Origin of the sequence: Blastochloris viridis, assembly GCF_001402875.1 — a bacterium.
Lineage (GTDB): Bacteria > Pseudomonadota > Alphaproteobacteria > Rhizobiales > Xanthobacteraceae > Blastochloris > Blastochloris viridis.
Genome location: NZ_CP012946.1, coordinates 2,940,304 through 2,961,736, shown reverse-complemented (window position 1 = coordinate 2,961,736; position 21,433 = coordinate 2,940,304). Strand labels below are relative to the sequence as shown.

The 21,433-nt window shown below is 68.7% G+C and carries 19 protein-coding genes; 13 read left to right on the top strand and 6 right to left on the bottom strand.

Annotated features, from left to right (window positions below; all coding sequences use genetic code 11):
• The first annotated feature begins 242 nt into the window (after window positions 1-242).
• The 3 genes from BVIR_RS12985 to BVIR_RS12975 all read left to right on the top strand — a co-directional run bounded on the left by BVIR_RS12985 (window position 243) and on the right by BVIR_RS12975 (window position 2,466).
• Entirely contained in the window at window positions 243-395 is a 153-nt protein-coding gene (locus BVIR_RS12985; RefSeq protein ID WP_156331044.1) for a hypothetical protein, read from the top strand.
• A 264-nt stretch (window positions 396-659) separates the two neighbouring features.
• The gene (locus tag BVIR_RS12980; protein WP_335338127.1) at window positions 660-1,487 is read left to right on the top strand and encodes a tRNA1(Val) (adenine(37)-N6)-methyltransferase; all 828 of its coding nucleotides are present in this window, start codon (window positions 660-662) and stop codon (window positions 1,485-1,487) included.
• 97 nt (window positions 1,488-1,584) lie between these two features.
• Window positions 1,585-2,466, top strand: a complete 882-nt coding sequence (locus BVIR_RS12975; RefSeq protein ID WP_055038042.1) for a S49 family peptidase — start codon at window positions 1,585-1,587, stop codon at window positions 2,464-2,466.
• A 22-nt stretch (window positions 2,467-2,488) separates the two neighbouring features.
• Here BVIR_RS12975 and BVIR_RS12970 read toward each other — a convergent pair whose 3' ends face one another.
• Complete coding sequence (locus BVIR_RS12970) at window positions 2,489-2,704, bottom strand: putative signal transducing protein (RefSeq protein ID WP_335338126.1); 216 nt, start codon at window positions 2,702-2,704, stop codon at window positions 2,489-2,491.
• Between the two features lie 90 nt (window positions 2,705-2,794).
• Between BVIR_RS12970 and BVIR_RS12965 the strand changes: the two genes are divergently transcribed.
• From BVIR_RS12965 to uvrB, 3 genes are all read left to right on the top strand, one after another.
• On the top strand, window positions 2,795-3,787 hold the full coding sequence (locus BVIR_RS12965) for an alpha/beta fold hydrolase (protein WP_055038040.1): 993 nt from the start codon (window positions 2,795-2,797) through the stop codon (window positions 3,785-3,787).
• A gap of 98 nt (window positions 3,788-3,885) precedes the next feature.
• Entirely contained in the window at window positions 3,886-4,896 is a 1,011-nt protein-coding gene (locus tag BVIR_RS12960) for a polyprenyl synthetase family protein (protein ID WP_055038039.1), read from the top strand.
• 158 nt (window positions 4,897-5,054) lie between these two features.
• Window positions 5,055-7,622, top strand: a complete 2,568-nt coding sequence (gene uvrB / locus BVIR_RS12955) for an excinuclease ABC subunit UvrB (protein ID WP_055038038.1) — start codon at window positions 5,055-5,057, stop codon at window positions 7,620-7,622.
• 57 nt (window positions 7,623-7,679) lie between these two features.
• Here the strand turns inward: uvrB and BVIR_RS12950 are convergent, their stop codons facing one another.
• From BVIR_RS12950 to BVIR_RS12935, 4 genes are all read right to left on the bottom strand, one after another.
• The gene (locus tag BVIR_RS12950) at window positions 7,680-8,732 is read right to left on the bottom strand and encodes a MaoC family dehydratase (RefSeq protein ID WP_055038037.1); all 1,053 of its coding nucleotides are present in this window, start codon (window positions 8,730-8,732) and stop codon (window positions 7,680-7,682) included.
• Between the two features lie 82 nt (window positions 8,733-8,814).
• The gene (locus BVIR_RS12945; RefSeq protein WP_055038036.1) at window positions 8,815-9,705 is read right to left on the bottom strand and encodes an HpcH/HpaI aldolase/citrate lyase family protein; all 891 of its coding nucleotides are present in this window, start codon (window positions 9,703-9,705) and stop codon (window positions 8,815-8,817) included.
• An 89-nt stretch (window positions 9,706-9,794) separates the two neighbouring features.
• Window positions 9,795-11,351: a hypothetical protein gene (locus tag BVIR_RS12940; RefSeq protein ID WP_145911963.1), complete on the bottom strand. Its 1,557-nt coding sequence runs from the start codon at window positions 11,349-11,351 to the stop codon at window positions 9,795-9,797.
• A gap of 237 nt (window positions 11,352-11,588) precedes the next feature.
• Entirely contained in the window at window positions 11,589-12,773 is a 1,185-nt protein-coding gene (locus tag BVIR_RS12935; protein WP_082417120.1) for an ISAs1 family transposase, read from the bottom strand.
• A gap of 184 nt (window positions 12,774-12,957) precedes the next feature.
• On the opposite strand from BVIR_RS12935, the gene BVIR_RS12930 reads away from it, so the two are divergent.
• Window positions 12,958-13,635, top strand: a complete 678-nt coding sequence (locus BVIR_RS12930; protein ID WP_082417118.1) for a phosphatase domain-containing protein — start codon at window positions 12,958-12,960, stop codon at window positions 13,633-13,635.
• A 732-nt stretch (window positions 13,636-14,367) separates the two neighbouring features.
• Entirely contained in the window at window positions 14,368-16,248 is a 1,881-nt protein-coding gene (locus BVIR_RS12925) for an HWE histidine kinase domain-containing protein (protein WP_055038033.1), read from the top strand.
• A 44-nt stretch (window positions 16,249-16,292) separates the two neighbouring features.
• Here the strand turns inward: BVIR_RS12925 and BVIR_RS12920 are convergent, their stop codons facing one another.
• Window positions 16,293-17,192: a LysR family transcriptional regulator gene (locus BVIR_RS12920; protein ID WP_055038032.1), complete on the bottom strand. Its 900-nt coding sequence runs from the start codon at window positions 17,190-17,192 to the stop codon at window positions 16,293-16,295.
• A 315-nt stretch (window positions 17,193-17,507) separates the two neighbouring features.
• Here BVIR_RS12920 and sdhC point away from each other — a divergent pair, with 315 nt between their 5' ends.
• Genes sdhC through BVIR_RS12900 form a run of 5 tightly spaced genes read left to right on the top strand, consistent with a single transcriptional unit; the run spans window position 17,508 to window position 21,301 of the window.
• Entirely contained in the window at window positions 17,508-17,906 is a 399-nt protein-coding gene (sdhC, locus tag BVIR_RS12915; protein WP_055038883.1) for a succinate dehydrogenase, cytochrome b556 subunit, read from the top strand.
• An 8-nt stretch (window positions 17,907-17,914) separates the two neighbouring features.
• A complete protein-coding gene (gene sdhD / locus BVIR_RS12910; protein ID WP_055038031.1) occupies window positions 17,915-18,310 on the top strand; it encodes a succinate dehydrogenase, hydrophobic membrane anchor protein in 396 nt (131 codons plus the stop codon).
• A gap of 5 nt (window positions 18,311-18,315) precedes the next feature.
• A complete protein-coding gene (gene sdhA / locus BVIR_RS12905; protein WP_055038030.1) occupies window positions 18,316-20,145 on the top strand; it encodes a succinate dehydrogenase flavoprotein subunit in 1,830 nt (609 codons plus the stop codon).
• Window positions 20,146-20,203: 58 nt separating this feature from the next.
• A complete protein-coding gene (locus tag BVIR_RS16510) occupies window positions 20,204-20,497 on the top strand; it encodes a virulence factor (protein WP_060832970.1) in 294 nt (97 codons plus the stop codon).
• Window positions 20,498-20,521: 24 nt separating this feature from the next.
• On the top strand, window positions 20,522-21,301 hold the full coding sequence (locus tag BVIR_RS12900) for a succinate dehydrogenase iron-sulfur subunit (protein ID WP_055038882.1): 780 nt from the start codon (window positions 20,522-20,524) through the stop codon (window positions 21,299-21,301).
• Window positions 21,302-21,433: the final 132 nt, after the last annotated feature.

The following is a 21,433-nucleotide window of genomic DNA, read 5'->3' as shown; positions in this document are numbered from 1 at the left end:
TAATTGACGCTTCGACAGCCGAATTGGCGAAGGTAGCCGTAAGGTAACCACCAGGCACGAAACAATCGTCAAATTCTGGCGTTGATATACGCGGGATGCTATTTCGGGCACAGGCCGCGCTCACGGCGCCCCGCCCCTGGCCGAAGCTCATCTAACGTCACGCCAAGAGCTCGAGGGACATGTTTTCAGAAACGACTTCATCGGAACTGTCGGCATCCGACCGTCTGGTTTCGATCGCCGAAATGATCGCGGCCCATGACCGGACGCTTTTGATCGACGCCGCCGATCACATGCTCGGTATCGCCGAGCACCTCGCCGAACTCGGCGATCAGTCGGGCGCGGAGCGGATTTTTAATGCGCTCGAGGACATGGTTGCGGCGGCCCGCCGCAATTGAGCCGCGGGCGCGGCTGTGGCCGGCCTCGGGCCGCACCGCCGGACGGCTGGGACGGCTGTCGCGGCAGGCGAAGGGACGAAAGATTGGGGGCGGAACGCGGCCTCGCTGGTTGTCGGACCATGGCGCAAGGTCCCCAATGGGGTCGGCCGGCCTTGGACGCCAGACGGAACGGCGCCGTGGCGCGTAGTGCGCATAGTTTCTGAGGCCAATTTCGGGCCGGTTGCGCCTGCCCGGATCCCACCCGCGCGGAAAATGGTCTAGGTGTTGGCCGCAGCCGCCGTCGCCGCGCCCGGCGTTGACGGCGGCGACCATCTCCACCCGTCCGCGGACCGCGACCAGACCGTTATGACCGACGCCACCACCGACGACGCCGTGCTCGGCGGACGGCTGCGGCTGCTGCAGCCGGCGCGCGGCCATCGCGTCGGGCACGATGCCATTTTGCTGGCGGCGGCGGTGCCGGCGCTGCCCGGCGAGCGCGCCGTCGACCTCGGCGCCGGGGTCGGCGCCGCCGGTCTGGCGGTGGCGGCGCGGGTTCCCGGCCTGTCGATGGTGCTGGTCGAGATCGACCCCGGCCTCGCTGCGTTGGCGGGGGAGAACGCCGCCCGCAACGGCCTGGCCGGTCGCGTCACGGTGGTGGCGGCGGACGTCGCCACGGTCGGCCGCGCCGACGGGCCGCCGGCCGCCGGCGCCTTCGACCAGGTGCTGTGCAACCCGCCGTTCCTCGATCCCAGCCGCCACGCCGCCTCGCCCGATGCCGGCAAGCGCGGCGCCCACATGCCCGACCGCCCGCGCTGTCATTGGATCGCCGCCGCCGGCCGGCTGCTGCAGCCCGGCGGCACGTTGACCCTGATCGACCGCGCCGACGCGCTGGCCGGCGTGCTGGCCGACCTCGGCGACCGCTGGGGCGCGGTCGAGGTGGTACCGGTGCATCCGCGGCCGGACGCGCCGGCCAGCCGCGTGCTGGTGCGCGCCCGCAAGGGCCGCCGCACCCCGCTGTCGCTGCGGCCGCCGCTGGTGCTGGCCGAGCCTGACGGCCGGCCCTCCACCGCGGCGGAGGCGGCGCTGCGCCGCGGCGACGCCTTGGCGGTGTGAGATTTTTCGGTCCGGGCTTGGGCTCTGAACGAGGTGCGGGCAGCCGCGGCGCAGCCGGGACCTTGAGATGGCCGGTATCCGGCTCTATCTATTGGAAATGGCTGCATCTCTTTCGGAACGTCTCATCTATCGCATCCGCCCCTTGCTGCCCGCGTCGCTGCGCCCGCCCGAGATGCCGGTGGTGCCGGTGGTGCGCCTCACCGGGGTGATCGGGTTCAGCACGCCGCTGTCGCCGGGCATGACCATGGCCAGCGTGGCGCGGGTGCTGGAGCGGGCGTTCGCGGTACGCGACGCCAAGGCGGTGGCGCTCATCATCAATTCGCCGGGCGGCTCGGCGGTGCAGTCGCACTTGATCCACCGTCGCATCCGCCTGCTGGCCGAGGAGGCCAAGCTGCCGGTGCTGGTGTTCGTCGAGGACGTCGCCGCCTCCGGCGGCTACATGATCGCTTGCGCCGGCGACGAGATCTTTGCCGATCCGTCCTCGATCGTCGGCTCGATCGGGGTGATCGGCGCCTCGTTCGGCTTCGACAAGCTGATCGAGAAGATCGGCGTCGAGCGCCGGGTCTATACCGCCGGCACCCGCAAATCGATGCTCGACCCGTTCCGCCCCGAGGACCCCGAAGACGTCGAGCGGGTGAAGACCATCCAGCGTGCCATTCACGCCAAGTTCATCGAGCTGGTGAAGGGCCGGCGCGGCGCCAGGCTTGCCGCGCCCGACGACAGCCTGTTCACCGGCGAATACTGGGAAGCCGAGCGGGCCAAAGCGTTCGGCCTGATCGACGACATCGGCGAGACGCGCACCGTGCTGCGCCAGCGCTTCGGCGACAAGGTGCTGATGCCGCTGATCTCGGCCGAGCGGACGCTGTTCGGCCGCCGCCTGCCGGGTTTCGGCCAGGCCGCCGAGGTCGGGCCCGGCCTGGCCGCCGACGTCGTCTCGGCCATCGAGGCGCGGGCGCTGTGGTCGCGCTACGGGCTGTGAGATCGGTCGTCCTGCCCCGCGCTCACCGCGGCGAGGTGAGCTCGTGGCCGAGACCGGCGGCGATCACCAGCCGCCGCGCCGCGTCCAACTGCTCGGACGGTACCAGGATGCGACGCGGGAAGGCGCCGATCGAGCCTTCCACCGTCGCGATGTTCTGGTCGGCCACCAGCAGCGGGATGCCGGCTTCGCCGAGCAGCGCCTCGATTGCGGTCACCAGCACCGGGTCGATGGTACGCATCAGCTCTTCCATGCCGGGTTGGTAGCATATCGCGCGCTGGCTGGCGCGGCGGCGACGCGATAGCATGGCTGGCCTTGCGGATCGCACGCCATGCTGCTCGCCCTCGTCATCCTCGTTCTTGCCGGCGCGCTCGCCCTCGGCGCCGCCGCTGCGCTCACCCGGGCGCAGACCGCGCGGCTCGAAACCCGCTTCCCGCCCGCCGGCGATGTGGTCGCGGTCGATGGCGGCGCCATCCACCTCGTTCGGCTCGGCGCCGACCCGGCGGCGGCCGACCGGCCGGCGGTGCTGCTGCTGCATGGCGCCCCCGGCTGTGGCGCCGACCTGAGGCCGCTCGGCCAGCGGCTGGCGGCGCGCCTGCCGGTGCTGATCGCCGACCGGCCGGGCTCAGGCTGGAGCCGCCGGCTGGGCGGCGACGGCGACGCCGCGCTCGGCCGCCAGGCCGAACTGATTCGCGGCGCGGTGCGCGCGGTCGGCGCCCGGCGGCTGATCGTGGTCGGCCACTCGTTCGGCGGCTCGGTGGCGCTGCGCTATGCGCTGGACTACCCCGGCGAGGTCGCGGGGCTGGCGCTGATCAACCCGGCGACTCACCCCCGCCCGGGCGGGCTCAAGTGGTTCCAGGCCGCTGCCGAGGTGCTGCTGACCGGGCCGCTGTTCACCCACACCCTGGCGACGCCCCTCAGCCTGGCAGCGCTGGAGACGGCGACGGCGCGGATGTTCGCGCCCGAGCCGCTGCCGCCCGGCTATCTCGGCACCAGCGCCCTGGCCTTGGCCATGACTCCCGACCGTTTCCGCGACACCATGCAGGATTTCAAGCTGCTGCGCGGCGAGCTGGCGGCCCAGGCGCCGCGTTATGCCGCGTTGGCGGTGCCGACCGTGCTGGTGGTGGGCGAGGCCGACGCCACCGTGCCGGCGGCGATCCACGGCGAGGTTTTGGCGCGCGATGCGCCGGCGATTCGCGTCGTCCGCATTGCCAAGGCCGGCCATATGCTGCACCACGGGCATGTCGACCGCGTCGCCGAGGAGGTGGCGCGGCTGGCGGAGGCGGCGCCTGCGCTGTCGTCGGCGGTCGGAAGCGGCCTGTGATCAAGCTGGCTCTTGCCCCCGGCGAAGGTCGCCTCTAAATGCTACGGTTCGATCGCGGCCGCGGACGGTCGTGGTCTGGTCTCGGCTGGGAGCCTCCTTTGGCCGTCGTCTTACCGTTCGAATCCGCGCCCGAAGCGTCGATTGAGGGCCTCGTGCGTCTCGTCCAATCCGACATGGAGCGGGTGAACGCTACGATTCTCTCGCGCACCGGCTCCGATGTCACCACGATCCCCGAGGTCGCCAACCACCTGATCTCGTCGGGCGGCAAGCGACTGCGGCCGATGCTGACGCTCGCCACCTCTCAGCTGTGCGGCTTCCAGGGCGAGGGTCACACCAAGCTCGCCGCTGCGGTCGAGTTCATGCACACCGCCACCCTGCTCCACGACGACGTCGTCGACGAGAGCGAGCTGCGCCGAGGCAAGGCCGCCGCCCGCATGCTGTGGGGCAACGAGATGAGCGTGCTGGTCGGCGACTTCCTGCTCGGCCAGGCCTTCCGCATGATGGTCGAGGTCGGCAATCTGCGCTGCCTGGAGATCCTCTCCACCGCCGCCGCGGTTATCGCCGAGGGCGAGGTGATGCAGCTCGCCGCCGCCAAGAACACCGAGACCACCGAGGACGAGTACCTCGCGGTGATTCGGTCCAAGACCGCCGAGCTGTTCGCCGCCGCCGCCGAGCTCGGCCCGGTGCTGGCCGGCCGCGGCAAGGCGGAGGAAGCGGCCTGCCGCTCCTACGGCATGAACCTCGGCATCGCCTTCCAGCTGGTCGACGACGCGCTCGATTATGGCGGCCGCGCCGCCGATCTCGGCAAGAATGTCGGCGACGACTTCCGCGAGGGCAAGATCACGCTGCCGGTGGTGCTGGCATTCCGTCGCGGCACCGATGACGAGCGGACGTTCTGGCGCAAGGCGCTGGAGCAGGGCGAGGTCGACGACGCCGCGCTCGAAACCGCTGTCGGGCTGATGCACAAGCATCGCGCCATCGAGGACACCTGCGAACGCGCCAAACATTATGGCGCCATCGCCACCGATGCGCTCGGCATCTTCCCGGCCGCGCCGATCCGGCGCGCGCTGGCCGAGGCCGTGGCATTCGCCATCGCCCGCGCGCACTGAGGGCGGGCGGGCGGGAGATCGCAGGCGCTGGCACCAGCCGCGCCGCGGTCGGCCCGGCTGCCTGGCAACGGTCGCCGGACCGCCCGGTCGCGGTCGCGTGCCCCCGGTTCGATGCGCCCCCGCTTTCCTTGCCGGCCCGGGCGGCCCATATTTCCGGCATGTCCTCGCCCGCGAACCCCTCCCAGCCTCCCAGCAAGCCCGCTAAGACGCCCCGTGCCCGCAGCCGGGCGGCGCGCCCGCCGTCGCCGGCGATGGACCCGGCGCTCGCCGCGCTGCTCAACCCCGGCCTCGCCGACGGCACCGCCGGCCACGGCGCCATGACAGGCCAAGGCGACGCCGGATTTGCCGAAGCGCCGCAGGCGGCGTTCGACGGCACGCCGCTGGGCTCCTCCGCCAGCGCCGAGGCGCTCGAGCAACTGATCCGCGACGGCAACCCGCTGCTGCGCGACCAGCCGTGGACGCCGCATCGCCCGCCGCGGCCGGACAAGAGCGAGGGCGGCCGGCCGTTCGTCCTCAGCAGTCCGTTCGAGCCGCAGGGCGACCAGCCCGCCGCGATTCGCGAGCTGGTGGCCGGCATCCAAGCCGGCGACCGCGACCAGGTGCTGCTCGGCGTCACCGGCTCGGGCAAAACCTTCACCATGGCCAAGGTGATCGAGCAGACCCAGCGCCCGGCGCTGATTCTCGCCCCCAACAAGACGCTGGCCGCGCAGCTCTACGGCGAGTTCCGCAGTTTCTTTCCCGATAACGCGGTCGAGTACTTCGTCTCGTACTACGATTATTACCAGCCGGAAGCCTACGTCCCCCGCACCGATACCTATATCGAGAAGGATTCGGCGATCAACGAGCAGATCGACCGCATGCGCCACGCCGCAACGCGATCGTTGCTTGAGCGCGACGACGTCATCATCGTCGCCTCGGTGTCGTGCATCTACGGCATCGGCTCGGTCGAGACCTATACGGCGATGACCTTCGCCATCCAGGTCGGCGACCGCATCGACCAGCGCCAGTTGATCGCCGACCTCGTCGCGCTGCAATACAAACGCAGCCAGCTCGAGTTCGCCCGCGGCATGTTCCGGGTGCGCGGCGACACCATCGAGCTGTTTCCGGCCCACTATGAGGACCGGGCGTGGCGGATCTCGCTGTTCGGCGATGAGGTCGAGCGCATCGACGAGTTCGACCCGCTCACCGGCGAGACCAAGGGCGCCCTGGGGTTCGTCAAGATCTACGCCAATTCGCACTATGTGACGCCCAAGCCGACGCTGCAGCAGGCGGCGGCCTCGATCAAGGCGGAGCTGAAGACCCGGCTCGACCAGCTCAATGCCTCGGGGCGTCTGCTGGAGGCGCAGCGGCTGGAGCAGCGCACCACCTTCGACCTGGAGATGCTGCAGGCCACCGGCTCCTGCGCCGGCATCGAGAACTATTCGCGCTACCTCACCGGCCGCCGGCCCGGCGAGCCGCCGCCGACCCTGTTCGAGTACATCCCCGACAACGCCCTGATCTTCATCGACGAATCGCACGTCAGCATCCCGCAGATCGGGGCGATGTATCGCGGCGACTTCCGCCGCAAGGCGACGCTGGCCGAATACGGCTTCCGCCTGCCGTCCTGCCTCGACAACCGGCCGCTGCGCTTCGAGGAATGGGACGCCATGCGGCCGCAGACGGTGGCGGTGTCCGCCACCCCGGCGGCGTGGGAGCTGGAGCGCGCGGGCGGCGTGTTCGTCGAGCAGGTGATCCGCCCGACCGGCCTGGTCGACCCGCCGGTCGAGGTGCGGCCGGCCCGCACCCAGGTCGACGATCTGCTGGGCGAGGTCCGCGCCAATGCCGCCGCCGGTTATCGGGCGCTGGTCACGGTATTGACCAAGCGCATGGCCGAGGACCTGACCGAATACCTGCACGAGCAGGGGGTGCGGGTGCGCTACATGCACTCCGACATCGACACCATCGAGCGCATCGAGATCATCCGCGATTTGCGCCTCGGCGCCTTCGACGCGCTGATCGGCATCAATTTGCTGCGCGAGGGCCTCGACATCCCCGAATGCGCTTTGGTCGCCATCCTCGACGCCGACAAGGAAGGGTTCTTGCGCAGCGAAACCTCGCTGGTCCAGACCATCGGCCGCGCCGCCCGCAACGTCGACGGCAAGGTGATCCTCTATGCCGACCGCATCACCGGCTCGATGGAGCGGGCGATGGCCGAGACCACCCGCCGCCGCGCCAAGCAGCTGGCGTGGAACGCCGAGCACGGCATCACCCCCGCGAGCGTCAAGAAGGGCATCGCCGACATTCTCGACAGCGTCTACGAGCGCGATCACGTCCGGGTCGACGCCGGGCCGGCCGCCGCGGCGGCGACCATCGGCCACAATTTCACGGCGGTGATCGCCGATCTCGAATCGCGCATGCGCGCCGCCGCCGCCGACCTCAACTTCGAAGAGGCAGCGCGGCTGCGCGACGAGATCAAGCGCCTTCGGGCCGCCGAGCTGGCGGTGTTGGACGATCCCGGCGTGCCGGTGAAGCGCGGCGCCTCGTCTGCCTCCCCGATCGGAGGAGGGTCGGCGGGCGGCGGGGGCGGGGCAAGCGCCGCTGGCGGCGGCTCTCGCGCCCGCAAGCCGACGCTGGATGAGATGGGCCCGCACAATCGCGAGCTGCCGCTGCAGCCGGACGACTTCCGGCCGGGGCCGAAACCCGCGTTCGGCAAGGCGCCTGGCAAGGGCGGCCGCCGCCGCGGGTGAAGGCGGCCTGGCCGCGCCGGGTCCGGTCGCCGGCGATGCGGGCCGGCCGCCGGCGCCTCACCGCGGCAGCAGCGCCCAATAATCGAAGTCGAGGATCACTGAGGGGTCGTAGTCGTCGGCGAGCTTGTCCGGGAACAGCGTCGCCGGCTTGTCCTTGGTCGCCACGGTGCGGATGCGCAGCGCGCCGACGTCGCTGCGCGCGGCCAGCGGCTGCTTGTCGACAATCTCCGACCACGCGAACACCGTCTCGCCGGCGAACAGCGGCGCGACGTGACGCCCGCCATTGATGGCGGCGATGTGGAAGGCGTTGGCGAGGCCGTTGAACGACAGCGCGCGGGCCAGCGACATGACGTGGCCGCCATAGATCAGCCGCTTGCCGAACCGGCCCTTGCTCTCGGAGTGCTGGTTGAAATGCACCTTGGCGGTGTTCTGATAGAGCCGGGTCGCGATCTGGTGCTCGGCTTCCTCCACCGTCATGCCGTCGACGTGGTCGATCTTCTCGCCGACCTCGTAGTCGTCGAAGCGGAACGGGCTGCCGGCCAGCGCCTCGTTCCACTCAGCCCCGTCGATACGCGGGCAGGCGGTGCCGAGGGCGCCCGGCGCCAGCGCCTTCGGCAGCGTCGGCACGCCCTGCTCGATGATCGGGGCGTTTTCGTCGCGCTTGCGCACCATCACCCAGCGCACATAGTCCAGCACTTCCTCGCCGTGCTGGTTGAAGCCGGTGGAGCGGACATAGACGACGCCGGTCTTCTTGTTGGAGTTCTCCTTGAGCCCGATCACCTCCGACACCGCGTGCAGGGTGTCGCCGGGATAGACCGCCTTCAGAAAGCGGCCGCCGGCGTAGCCGAGATTGGCGATGGCGTTCAGCGACACGTCCGGCACGGTCTTGCCGAACACAATGTGGAACACCAAGAGATCATCGACCGGGCTCTCCGGATAGCCGACCGCGGCGGCGAACGCGTCCGACGACTGAACGGCAAAGCGCGTGCCGTAGAGCGCGGTGTAGAGGCTGACGTCGCCGACGGTGATCGTGCGCGGCACGGCGTGGCGGATCACCTGGCCGAGGCGGAAGTCCTCGAAGAAATTGCCGCTGGAGGTCTTCTGGAGCATCGTCGTTCCCCTTCGGCCGATGTGCGCCCGGCCTTTGTCGGTCGGTTGCGGCCAGCCGCGGGCGGCCGCGCGGTTGGCGTGGTCAGGCGGCTTCGCGCGCGGCGATGGTCGCGGCGATCGCCACCACCCGCCGCGCCATCTCGGCGTGCAGGCGCTCGACCATCTTGCCCTCGACCTGCAGCGCGCCCTTGCCCTGCGCCTCCGGCGCGTCGAACGCGGCGATCACGGTGCGCGACCACGCCACCTCCTCCGCCGTCGGCGAGAACGCGGCGTTGCAGGGGCCGATCTGGTTCGGGTGGATCAGGGTCTTGCCGTCGAAGCCGAGGTCGCGCGCCTCGTTGCACTCGCGCTTGAAGCCGTCGTCGTCGGACAGCGCGTTGTAGACGCCGTCGGCGATGTCGAGGCCGTTTGCCCGCGCCGCGGCGAGGCAGGCCATCAGCCACGGCAGCATCGGCGCCCGGCCGGGCAGCCAGCGGGCGCGGGTGTCCTTGGCGAGGTCGTTGGTGCCCATCACGAAGCCGGCAAGGCGGGTCGCGGGGTCGTGCGCGGCGTCGGCGATCTCCAGCGCCGCCAGCATCGCCCGCGGCGTCTCCATCATCGCCCACACCCGCGTCGTCTCGGGCGTGCCGGCGTCCGCCAGCATCGCGCCGATCCGGCGCAGGTCCTCGGGGTCCGACACCTTGGGCACCAAGATGACGTCGGGCGCCGCGGTGGCGGCGGCAGCGAGGTCGGCCGCGCCCCACGGCGTGTCGAGGCCGTTGATGCGGACGAACACCTCGCGCAGGCCGAAACCGCCGGCCTTGACCGCCGCCGTCACCTGGTCGCGGGCGATGTCCTTGGCGTCGGGCGCCACCGCGTCCTCAAGGTCGAGGATCACGCAGTCGGCCGGCAGCGTGCGGGCCTTTTCCAGCGCGCGGGCGTTGGAGCCCGGCATGTAGAGCACGCTGCGGCGGGGGCGGAGGGAGGTGGCCATGGCGAAAAGTCCCGGTCGGTCGTATCGGTCGGGCGACCCTACCTTCGCCCAGCCCGATCGCAAGCCCTCCTTTGGAGCGACGGCGAGGGTCAGCCCGGCGGATTCGGCACCACCCGGTAGAGCTGGAAGCGGGCGCCCTCATAGACCAGCGACAGCCACGCCGGCACCGGGTTGTCTTTGCCGCGCTCGGTGTAGAGCAGGTAGACGTAGTCGAACCGGCTCGGCCAGTCGTCCCAATACTGCTCGATGGTCTCGACGCTGCGCATCGAGGTGGCGATCAGCTGGCTGGCGGAGGGCGGCGTGCCGTCCTCGGTGTCGGCGTGGTCGCGCCACGCCGGCTTCAACTGCAGGATCTGCTTGCCGCGCACCGCGAAGGCGGTGGTCACCAGCGCCGACCTCTCGATCATGGCGAGGCAGGCGGCGTGGGCGAGGCCGAGGTCGCGCACGTCGTCGGCCTGGGCGTTGTCGTCGAACGCCACCAGCACCTTGGCGCCGCGGTCGATCAGTTGCACCGATTGCTGGAACGCCGAGGTCCATTTGGTGAGCTGCCGCCACGTCAGCTGGACTTCGAACACCCGCACCGCCAGCAGCGCCACCAGCACGATGCAGAACGCCCGCATCGTCCAACGCCGGTGCAGATCGAGGTCGGCGAACGCCACCGCCATGAAGGCCAGCGCGACCGGCAGCCGCTGGTCGGCGAAATAGGAGCCGAACAGCACCCGCGGCAGCGCCAGATAGACCACCGCGCCGACCGCAAACACGATCCAGGCGGCAGGGTGCAGCTTGAGCAGGCCGTGGCGGGCGGCCCAGCCGGCGGTGATCGCCACCGTCGCAGTGAGCCCGAACGCCACCACGTCGGAATAGACCTCGATCACGGTGATGAGACCATCGATCTTGCCGCGTGGCTCCCACTCGTTCTGGCTCGCCAGCCCCCAGGTCGGGCTGCCGACCAGCAGCACCGGCACCACCAGGAACGGCAGGCCGCTCAGCACGAAGTCGAGCACGCGCCGGCCGCGAGGCCCCTCCTGGGTGGTCAGCCGCCAGATCTCGAAGCCGAGCAGGCCGATGGCATAAAGGCCGACCGCGAACAGGTGGCAGACATAGAGCAGCGCCACCATCGCGGTTGCCAGCACCAAACGCAGCGGCAGCCACGTCTCACGCCAGTGGATCCAGGCAGCAAGGCCCCACAAGGCGAGGCCGATGCCGAACAGGTAGTTCATCAGCCCGAGCAGGAACACTCCGCTGTAGAGCAGCGGAAAGGCGATGAACGGCCACGCCGACCAGCCGCCGAACAGCACCCGGTTCAGCACCACGGTGCCGGACATGATCAGAAGGAAGGTGAGGACGGTGAAGACCTGGCCGGCGGTATAGATGTCGACCGCCCGATCGATCCACGGCACCACCAGGTCCATCATCAGGTTGGGCAGGATGTGCCAGTCGAGCTCGTAGTAGCGCGAAAGATCCGGGTCGTGGTCGAGCACGGCGATGACGTGCATGCGCGCCAGGTGGTTCGGATAGTCCGACAGTGGCGGCACCGGGTGGGTGGCGATCGGGATCGCCGCCAGCACCGCCAGCGCCAGGAACAGCACGAGCAGCTGCGGGCGCGTGAAGCGGGAGGCAGTCGGGCGGGAAGGGGGCTGTGTCATTTGGAAGGCTGGTCGGTCGAGGGCGGCGGCGTCCACGCCGGCGGGGGGGGCGGATTGCACGCGCATGTGTCGGGGTGACCGCCCCGGCGCCGCAGATCCGCAGTCTGGCGCCGCCTTAGCATTATCGGCGGCGGCGGGACAGCGCCGTCTGCGGCGGTATTGTCACGCCGCCGTGCGTCGGGCCGGCGCCGGGCGCTTCGAACGCCTCCAACCCGGCCGCAGGGCACCGAATCCGGGTTAACGCGCCCTGTGTCCGAGGACTTGAGCACAGTATTCGGGGTCCCAGCCAGCGCGCTTTCGCCTGAGCCTGAGGCTTTTCTTGTCGGTGACGGCGCGCAGGAGATTGAAGGCGAAGTGGCGGACGACGGCCATGTTCCTGGCGCCGTGTCCCGTGCGCAGGCGGGACTGGTCGTCGCCGAAGGTGACGTCGAGGACCCAGTGCAGGCTGTTCTCGATCGCCCAGTGGCTTCGCACGGCCTCGGCGGCGGCGGTTGCCGAGAGCGCGGCCGAGGAGATGTAGTATCGGGTCTCGAAGCGGCCGCGGTCGGCGAGTTCGGCGTGCGATGCGACGCGCACGATGGTGGCGACGTCGGGCAGCCGCAATTCGCCGGGAAAGCGCCGATCACCCTTCAGCCAATCGACCTCGCGGGCAACCGTGACGGTGCGGCTCTCGATGCGGCCATGGCCCTTGTCGAGGTCGGTGACGCTCTCGGTCTCGGCCGCGGGCGCCTCGGCGAAGAAGCTCTCGATCTCGGCCCGCAGGGTCGGCTGGTTGGCCTTCACGGCGAGCAGATAGTCGGCCTTGGCGCCTCGGATGGCGGTGGCGATGGTCGGATTGGTGGCGATGGCGTCGATCGAGATCAGGGTGCCGTCGAGGCCGCCGGCGGCGGCGAGCCGCTCGATCAGGAGGGGGATCGCCGTGGTCTCGCTGCTCTTGTCGGCGACCGCCTCCTGGCCGAGCACCAGACGGCGCGTGGTGGCGAAGGCGGAAACGAGATGCAGCGGCGCCTTGCCGGCCCCGCGGTCGTGGCTGCGCCGCGAGGTCTTGCCGTCGATCGCCACCAGGTCCGGGCGATCCGGCCAGCTCTCCCGAACCCACGCCGTGAACGCCGCCGCGAACAGGTCCGGGTCGATGCGGTTCATCAGCAAGGTCAGCCAGCGCGCCCCCGGAACCCCGTGGTGGTAGGGCAGGAAGCGGCGCAGAAACGACAGATGCGTCTCGCCCCACTCGGCGATCCCCTCGTAGTCGTCGCAGTCCGCCAAGGTGCCGCACACCACCAAAAGCAGCACCTCCGGCAGCGGGTGAGCCACCCGCCACGCCTCGCGTGGGTCCTCGATCACCGACAGGTGGTCGAGCAGCACCTTCAGGCGCGACTTCTCGGGGACGAACAGGCCATCAAGGCTCAGGCCATCAAGGCTCATGGCGGGGCTCCGAATCGAGGCCCCTCATCGAATCAGACCTTCCGCAACCCCGAAACCGCCGTTAACCCGAGTTCGGCGCCCTGAACCCGGCCGGCGCCGGGTTGTCGCCGCAGTGTCGACCCGATATAGACCGACCGTGCGCAGCGTCTTTTTCCCCACACCCGACCAGCGGTATGCCCGCCGCATGGCTCGTATCGCCCGCTGGACCCGTCCGATCGCCGGCCCGACGGCGCGCGCGGCGGCGTGGGCCAATATGCTGATGGCGGACCACGGCCTGTTCCGGCTGGTGTGGAAAAACCGCCACCGCGTCTCCGACAAGCTGTGGCGGTCCAATCAGCCAGCGCCGCCGGACATCGCCGCCTTCGCCCGTCTCGGCATCAGGACGGTGGTGAATTTGCGCGGCGGCCGCGAGTTCGGCAGTTATCCGCTGGAGGTGGAGGCCTGCGCGCGCCATGGGCTGGCGCTGGTCGACCTGCCGATGCGCTCGCGCGAGCTGCCGCCGGCCGAGGACGTGTTCGCCGCCGAGCGGCTGTTCGCCGGCATCGAATATCCGGCGGTGATCCACTGCAAGTCGGGCGCTGACCGCGCCGGCTTCGTCGCCGCGCTCTACCTCATCTTGCACGAGAACCGCCCGGTGGCCGAGGCGATGGCCCAGCTCAGCGCCCGCTACGGCCACATCCGCCAGTCGCGCACCGGCGTGCTCGATGCCTTCTTCGACAGCTATCTCGCCCGCAACCAGGCCGCGCCGATCGCGTTCCGCGACTGGATCGCCACCGACTACGACCCGGACGGCATCCGCCGTGCCTTTCACGAAGACCGGCTGGCGGCGTTCGTGGTCGACAAGATCCTGCGGCGCGAATAGTCCGGGCCGCGGCCCGCGGGAATCGGTCCAGTCAAGGTCAAGTCTATCATCGTTAGTATGGATTTAACCTAGGCTAAACGGTTTCTTGAAGCCGCCTCGGAACCGTAATGCAACATCATCGGCGGATCGCCCCGACCGACACCACCTGCGGGGCCACCCTCCCTGACCTCGCAAGGGAGAAAAACATGCGCATTGCAGGGTGTTGTTGCTCTGCCGCGGCGCGGGGCAGGCTGCCCGCAGCTCTGCTCGGGCGGGTGGGTTATCCACTGGCACAGGAGCCGGCATGATGCCGAGACCTGGACGGCGATTCACCAGATCCGTATTATAGAAAGATTATATGAATTCCGGCCGATCAGGCCGCAGTTCTGGACGCGGATTTCCGAAAAATCGTTTTAAATCAAGTGCTTTCCGGCGAGGGTGTTTCCGAATCACACAGGGATCACCCGGAAATGCGTATTGCGTCGCCCGCAGGTCCGCGACGTGATCGGCCGCCAGTCTATCAGCCAGCCTGGCGCGCGACCTAGGTAATTTACATACAGGTCGCGGTGGTAAATTAATGCCAAAATAGCGCTTTTTTCCAAATCGCGGGGAACCCGACGCCTGTGCTGGCGTTGGTCGCATTGTTCTTGAGGGGCGCAAATTTTCGCGATGCCGGCTTCTGTCCAACAGACGAGCGAGAGTTCGCGCCGTCGGTCTCTTCGACGTCCGGGACACTTTCTCGCTGTGGCCTCAGTGCTGCTACCGCTCTCCATCTTTCTGGTCGGGGCGGTGGTCGACTATCGGCAGACCCACGGTCATCTTCGCGAGGAGGTGCTGGCGAAGACCGAGTCGCTGGCCGAGCACGCCACCGCGGTGCTGCAGATGATCCGGGTGGTACTGGCGCGGGTCGAGGAGCACATCGACGGTCGGACCTGGCCGGAAATCCGCCAGTCGCAGGAACTCTACGGCGTGTTGAAGTCGCTCGCGACCGAACTGCCGGAAGTCGAGGCGGTGTTCCTGGTTGGCCCCGACGGCCACGTTGCGGTAACCAGCCGGGGGTTCCCCTCGCCTTCGATCGACATGTCCCGTCGCGACGACTTTCTCGCCATGCGGGATGACGCGGGGCTCTATGTCAGCGTGCCGTTCAAGGGCGACATCAGCGGCGTCGTCGCCTTCACGGTGAGCCGCCGGCTGTCGCGCAGCGACGGCACGGCGCGCGACGGCGGCTTCGACGGCGGCATCGGGGTGGTGGTCCGCCCGCGCTATTTCGAGGGCTTTTTCCGCGCCGTGCTGAGCCGCGACGAGGATTCCGTCGCGGCGCTGATCCGCACCGACGGCACCGTTCTGGTCCGTTACCCGATAAGCGAAGAGGCGTCAGTGCCGGCGTCGGAGGCGCTGCTTGCGGCGTTGGCGAGCGGGCGTCGCGCCGATGTGTTCGCCGGCCAGCGGCCGGCCGACCTCGCCAGCCGCGTGGCGGCCTATCGGCGGATCGAGGGCTTGCCGCTCGCCGCGGTCTATTCGGTGGAGTCCTGGGCGATCTACCGCCCCTGGCTGCGGCGGCTGGCGGCGCTCGGCTCGTTCGCGCTGCTTACCGGGTTTGCGCTGTTCTGGGCCAGTCGCCGCGCCTTGCGCGACGCGGAGTCCGAGCTCGACCTCGGCCGTGCCCGGCTGGAAGGTGTGGTGCGGGCGATGCCGATCGGGGTGATCGTCGCCGAGGCGCCGAGCGGGCGGGTGCTGCTGGCGAACGATCAGGTCTCCGCCATCCTGCGCGGCCCGCTCGATCCCACTGGCGGCATTGATGCCTACGCCACCCTGGTTGGCTTCCACGCCGACGGCCAACGCTTCGAACTCGACGAATGGCCGCTGGCGCGGGCGCTCTGCTATGGCGAGACGGTGACCGAGGTCGAGATCGACATCGTCCGTGGCGACGGCAGCCGTGGCACCATCGCCGTCAGTTCGGCCCCGGTGCGCGACCGTTCCGGAACGGTGGTGGCCGGGGTGGTGGCGTTCTACGACATCACCGCCCGCAAGGACTCCCAGGCCCGGGTCGAACTGCTGATGCGGGAGACGCTGCACCGCGCCAAGAACCAGCTGGCGGTGGTGGAGGGCATGGCGCGCCAGACCGGCCGCATCTCCACCGGCATCAACGATTTCCTCGACCGATTCTCCGAGCGCCTGCAGGGGTTGTCGCTGACCCAGGCGCTGCTGGTGGAGCGGCAGTGGGCCAGCATCCGGCTGCGCGATCTGCTGCTGGCGCAGATGAAGCCGTTCGGCGTGATGGCGGACGAACGGCTCGTGCTCGACGGCCCCAATGTCGAGGTCGCGCCGGAGCCGGCGCAGAACCTCGGCCTCGCCTTCCACGAACTGGCCAGCAACGCCACCCGGTTCGGCGCGCTGTCCAACGGCAAGGGCCGGGTGGTGGTGAAATGGGGCGCCAGCGCCGACGACCGCTTCCAGTTGGAATGGCTGGAGGAGGGCGGGCCGCCGATTGCGGCGCCACCCGCCGCGCGCGGGTTCGGCTCGATGGTGCTGACCCGCATCGCCGGCGCCGCGGTCGACGGCACGGTGACGATGGAGTTCACCCCCAGCGGCCTGGTGTGGCGGCTCGACGGCAACACCCGCTATTTCCACTGAAGCAGTTCGCGGCCGATCGTGCGGTCCAGCCGTCGGCCGTTCGCCTAACGCTGCGGGTCCTCGACGCCCTTGAGGTGCTCCACCAGCCGGCGGCTGTAGGGCGGCAGCTTGTCCAGGCCGCGCACGCAAATGGTGAGCTCGCGCTGGGCCCAGGCGTCGTCGAGATCGACGGTTCTGATCGCCATGCTGCGCATCGCCCGCAGCGCGGTGCTCTGCGGCACGATGCCGAGCCCGACCTTGCACTCGACCATGCGGCACACCGCATCGAAGCTGCGGAGCTGCACCCGTAAGCGCAACTGGCGGCCGATGCGCGCCGCCTTGTCAGCCAGGAAGCGCTGCAGCGCCGAGGCGCGGTCGAGCCCGACGAAATCGTGTCCGAGCACGTCGGAGAAGGTGACGCGGCTCAGCTCCGCCAGCGCATCGTCCGTCGCCACCACCAGCACGAACCGGTCGGAGCGGAACGGGAAGGTTTCCAGCGAGCCGGTGTCGACGGTGCCGGCGACAATGCCGATATCGGCGACGCCCTCGGCCACCAGCACCACGATCTCGTCGGACAATCGCTCCTCGATGTCGACGCTGATCTTGGGGTTGGCGGTGAGGAAGGCGCTCAGCGCCTCGGGCAGGAACTCGGTCAATGCGTTGGTGTTGGACAGCACCCGCACCTGCCCGGCCATGCCGCCGGAATAGGCCGCAAGCTCGGCGTTCATGCGCTCGGTCTGGGCCAGGATGGCGCGGGCGTGCTGCAGCAGGGTGCGGCCGGCATTGGTCGGCGTCACGCCCTGGCGGCTTCGTACCAGAAGGGCGGCGCCGAGCGAGGCCTCCATGTTGCGGATGCGAGTCGATGCCGCAGCCAGTGCGAGGTTGACCCGCGCCGCGCCGGCGGTGATGCTGCCGGCGTCGGCGACGTGGCGGAACAGGTCGAGGTCAGTCAGATCGAATCGCATAGAATGTCGCCGCTACCTTCGCGAACCGAGAAGGTACCTTAGACAAAAAACAGATTGCGTGGCGAAATCGGATCGGTCACCTTCGCAACTGACGAAGTCATACACCTTTTGGTTGCGATTTATACAACCAGAGGGCGGTTTCGGCTGGGTTGGTCCTCCCGGTCGGAGCTGGAAAATCGGCGGATGGCGCCGAACAATGTCATCGGAGCGACCCGCAGCGCGGCGATACTGCGCATGCCGGGGTGGCGCGCCGGCCTGGACGATCGTTTCATCCCGCCGCGCGCCGGCAGCCGAGCAGCAGCCAGGAGTGAAGGAATGGCAAAGGTGCAAACCCGCGTCGAACGGCCGTTGTCGCCGCATCTGATGATCTACCGGCCGATGATGACGATGATGAGTTCCATCCTGCACCGGATCACCGGGGCGGCGCTGTATTTCGGTACGCTGCTGCTGGTGGTGTGGCTGGTGGCGGCGATCACCTCGCCGGAGGCGTTCGACCTCGTCAGCTGGGCGTTCGGCACCTGGATCGGCCAGCTCGTGCTGGTCGGCTACACCTGGGCGCTGTTCCAGCACATGGCCGGCGGCCTTCGTCACTTCATCTGGGATTTTGGGCGCGGCTTCGGTCCGGTCGAGCGCGAGCTCCTGACCTATGGCTCGTTCGCTTTCTCCGGCGCCCTGACCGTCGCGGTCTGGGGCGCGGCCTACCTCCTGCTTTGAGAGAGCCGATGTCGAACGCCAACACCTCGATCCGCACCCCGATGGCCCGCGCCCGCGCGCTGGGCTCGGCCAAGCACGGCACCCAGCACTTCTGGGCCGAGCGCATCACCGGCGTCGCGCTGATCCCGCTCACCCTCGTCTTCGTCGGCGCGCTGGTGTTCCTGCACGGCAAGGACCACGCCACCGTGCTGCACTGGATCGCCAATCCGCTGATCGCGATCCCCTTCGTCCTGGTGATCGCCACCGGCGCCTATCACATGAAGATCGGCATGCAGGTGATCATCGAGGATTACGTGCACGGCGATCTCATCAAGTTCGCCACGCTGATGGCGAACAGCTTCTTCTGCTACATCGTCGGCGCGGCCGGGGTGTTCGCGGTTCTCAAGATCGCTTTCGGGGGTTGAGCTTAATGGCCACGAACGGCTCCAACGGCGCGACGGCGCCTTCGATCAACGGCAAGGCCTATCCGATCACCGAGCATAAGTACGACGTGGTGGTGGTTGGCGCCGGCGGCGCGGGCCTTCGCGCCGTGGTCGGCTGCTCGCAGGCCGGGCTGCGCACGGCGTGCATCACCAAGGTGTTCCCCACCCGCTCGCACACCGTGGCGGCGCAGGGCGGCGTTGCCGCCTCGCTCGGCAACATGGGCGAGGACGATTGGCGCTGGCACATGTACGACACCGTCAAGGGGTCGGACTGGCTCGGCGACCAGGACGCCATCGAATACATGGTGCGCAACGCCCCCGCCGCGGTCTACGAGCTGGAGCACTGGGGCGTGCCGTTCTCGCGCACCGAGGACGGCAAGATCTACCAGCGCCCGTTCGGCGGCATGACCACGCATTTCGGCAAGGGCATCGCGCAGCGCACCTGCGCCGCCGCCGACCGCACCGGCCATGCCATGCTGCACACCATGTACGGCGCGGCGCTGAAGCACCGCGCCGAGTTCTTCGTCGAGTATTTCGCGCTCGACCTGATCATGGAGGGCGGCGCCTGCCGCGGCGTGATCGCGCTGAAGCTCGACGACGGCACGCTGCACGCGTTCCGCTCGCACAAGACCGTGCTCGCCACCGGCGGCTACGGCCGCGCCTACTTTTCGGCGACCAGCGCCCACACCTGCACCGGCGACGGCAACGCCATGGTGCTGCGCGCCGGCCTCGCCCTGCAGGACATGGAGTTCGTGCAATTCCACCCGACCGGCATTTACGGTTCGGGCTGCCTGATCACCGAGGGCTCGCGTGGCGAGGGCGGCTATCTCGTCAACGCCGCCGGCGAGCGCTTCATGGAGCGCTACGCGCCGTCCGCCAAGGATCTCGCCTCGCGCGACGTGGTGTCGCGCTCGATGACGATCGAGATCAGGGAAGGCCGCGGCGTCGGCAAGAACAAGGACCACATCTACCTGCACCTCGACCATCTCGATCCCAAGGTGCTGGCCGAGCGCCTGCCCGGTATCTCCGAGAGCGCGATGATTTTCGCCGGCGTCGACGTCACCAAGGAGCCGATCCCGGTCATCCCGACCGTTCACTACAACATGGGTGGCATCCCGACCAATTTCCACGGCGAGGTGCTGACCAAGGCGGGCGGCAATCCCGACCAGGTGGTGCCGGGTCTGCTCGCGGTCGGCGAGGCGGCGTGCGTGTCGGTGCACGGCGCCAACCGCCTCGGCTCGAACTCGCTGATCGACCTCGTGGTGTTCGGCCGCGCCGCCGGCGCGCGCTGCGCCGAGACCATCGACAAGCGTGGTCACGACGACCTGCCCGGCGACGCCTACGACGCCGCGCTGGGCCGGCTCGACACCCTGCGCCACGCCTCGGGCTCGACCCCGACCGCCAAGCTGCGCCTTGAGATGCAGAAGGTGATGCAGTCGAACTGCGCGGTGTTCCGCACCGGCGAGGTGCTGGCGGAAGGCAAGGAACTGATCCACCAGGTGTGGCAGACCTCGGCCGATCTCAAGGTCACCGACCGCTCGCTGATCTGGAACTCCGACCTGATCGAGACGCTGGAGTTCGACAATCTGATCGCGCAGGCGGTGGTGACGATGGAGGCGGCCGCGAACCGCACCGAGTCGCGCGGCGCCCACGCCCGCGAGGATTTTCCGGACCGCGACGATGCCAACTGGATGAAGCACACCTTGCTGTGGGCAGACCCGGTCAAGAAGTCGGTCACGATCGACTACCGGCCGGTGCACACCTACACGCTCTCCAACGACGTCGAATACATCGAGCCGAAGAAGCGCGTCTATTGAGGGCTTTCAGATGGCTACAGCGGTCGGCATCGGACACAATAGACCAAGGGGGGGGCGAGTGTACGCGATCGTGTTCGATTTCGACACCGAAATCTTAAAGCAAACTTACCCTAACCAGTCCTGGAACAATGCTTACGCTGATGTCAGGAACTATTTGACGTCGCGAGGCTTCGAATGGAAACAGGGAAGTGCGTACTTCGGAGACGAAACCGTCGACGCTGTGAAATGCGTTCGGGTAGTACAACGGTTAGCGAAAAAATTCCCGTGGTTCACACCGGCTGTTCGCGACATCAGGATGCTGCGCATTGAGGAAAACAATGACCTCAAAGTAGCCCTTGAAGATGAAGATTAAGTCGCGATCTAAATAGGTTTGATGATGGTCCAGTTCACGCTGCCGAAGAACTCCAAGGTCAAGCAGGGCAAGGTGTGGCCGCACCCCAAGGGTGCGGTCAACCTCACCGAGCTGCGCATCTACCGCTGGGATCCCGAGGACGGCCACAATCCGCGCATCGACACCTATTACGTCGACCGCGGCGATTGCGGGCCGATGGTGCTCGACGGGCTGATCTGGATCAAGAACAAGGTCGACCCGACCCTGACCTTCCGTCGCTCATGCCGCGAGGGCATCTGCGGCTCGTGCGCGATGAATATCGACGGCGTCAACACCCTGGCCTGCACCAAGGGCATGGACGAGGTGAAGGGCGTCATCAAGATCTATCCGCTGCCGCACATGCCGGTGGTGAAGGATCTGGTGCCCGACCTCACCGCGATCTACGCCCAGCACGCCGCCATCGATCCGTGGCTGAAGACGGTGACGCCGGCGCCGGAAAAGGAGTGGGAGCAGACCCACGACGACCGCGCCAAGCTCGACGGGCTCTACGAGTGCATCCTGTGCTTTTGCTGCTCGACCTCGTGCCCGAGCTACTGGTGGAACGCCGACCGCTATCTCGGCCCGGCGGTGCTGCTGCAGGCCTATCGCTGGATCATCGACAGCCGCGATGAATACACCGGCGAGCGGCTCGACCACGTCGAGGACCCGTTCCGGCTCTATCGCTGCCACACCATCCTCAACTGCTCGAAGGCATGCCCGAAGGGCTTGAACCCGGCGAAAGCGATCGCCGAGATCAAGAAGCTCCTGGTCGAACGGCAGACCTGAACACAAAACGGTGCGCGCTGGCCACGGCGCGTCCTCACATTGGCGGTGCGATGCGCGAGCGGGCTCGGCCTGCCGCATCCGGTGGAACCCGGTCGTGCCGCGCCGGTCGGAACCTCGGTCGCAGTCGCCGGT

Coding starts and splice junctions, on each gene's coding strand:
- BVIR_RS12985 (WP_156331044.1), top strand. CDS start 243: ATGATCGCGGCCCATGACCGGACGCTTTTGATCGACGCCGCCGATCAC.
- BVIR_RS12975 (WP_055038042.1), top strand. CDS start 1,585: ATGGCTGCATCTCTTTCGGAACGTCTCATCTATCGCATCCGCCCCTTG.
- BVIR_RS12970 (WP_335338126.1), bottom strand. CDS start 2,704: ATGCGTACCATCGACCCGGTGCTGGTGACCGCAATCGAGGCGCTGCTC.
- BVIR_RS12965 (WP_055038040.1), top strand. CDS start 2,795: ATGCTGCTCGCCCTCGTCATCCTCGTTCTTGCCGGCGCGCTCGCCCTC.
- uvrB (WP_055038038.1), top strand. CDS start 5,055: ATGTCCTCGCCCGCGAACCCCTCCCAGCCTCCCAGCAAGCCCGCTAAG.
- BVIR_RS12950 (WP_055038037.1), bottom strand. CDS start 8,732: ATGCTCCAGAAGACCTCCAGCGGCAATTTCTTCGAGGACTTCCGCCTC.
- BVIR_RS12945 (WP_055038036.1), bottom strand. CDS start 9,705: ATGGCCACCTCCCTCCGCCCCCGCCGCAGCGTGCTCTACATGCCGGGC.
- BVIR_RS12940 (WP_145911963.1), bottom strand. CDS start 11,351: ATGACACAGCCCCCTTCCCGCCCGACTGCCTCCCGCTTCACGCGCCCG.
- BVIR_RS12935 (WP_082417120.1), bottom strand. CDS start 12,773: ATGAGCCTTGATGGCCTGAGCCTTGATGGCCTGTTCGTCCCCGAGAAG.
- BVIR_RS12930 (WP_082417118.1), top strand. CDS start 12,958: ATGGCTCGTATCGCCCGCTGGACCCGTCCGATCGCCGGCCCGACGGCG.
- BVIR_RS12920 (WP_055038032.1), bottom strand. CDS start 17,192: ATGCGATTCGATCTGACTGACCTCGACCTGTTCCGCCACGTCGCCGAC.
- sdhC (WP_055038883.1), top strand. CDS start 17,508: ATGGCAAAGGTGCAAACCCGCGTCGAACGGCCGTTGTCGCCGCATCTG.
- sdhD (WP_055038031.1), top strand. CDS start 17,915: ATGTCGAACGCCAACACCTCGATCCGCACCCCGATGGCCCGCGCCCGC.
- sdhA (WP_055038030.1), top strand. CDS start 18,316: ATGGCCACGAACGGCTCCAACGGCGCGACGGCGCCTTCGATCAACGGC.
- BVIR_RS12900 (WP_055038882.1), top strand. CDS start 20,522: ATGGTCCAGTTCACGCTGCCGAAGAACTCCAAGGTCAAGCAGGGCAAG.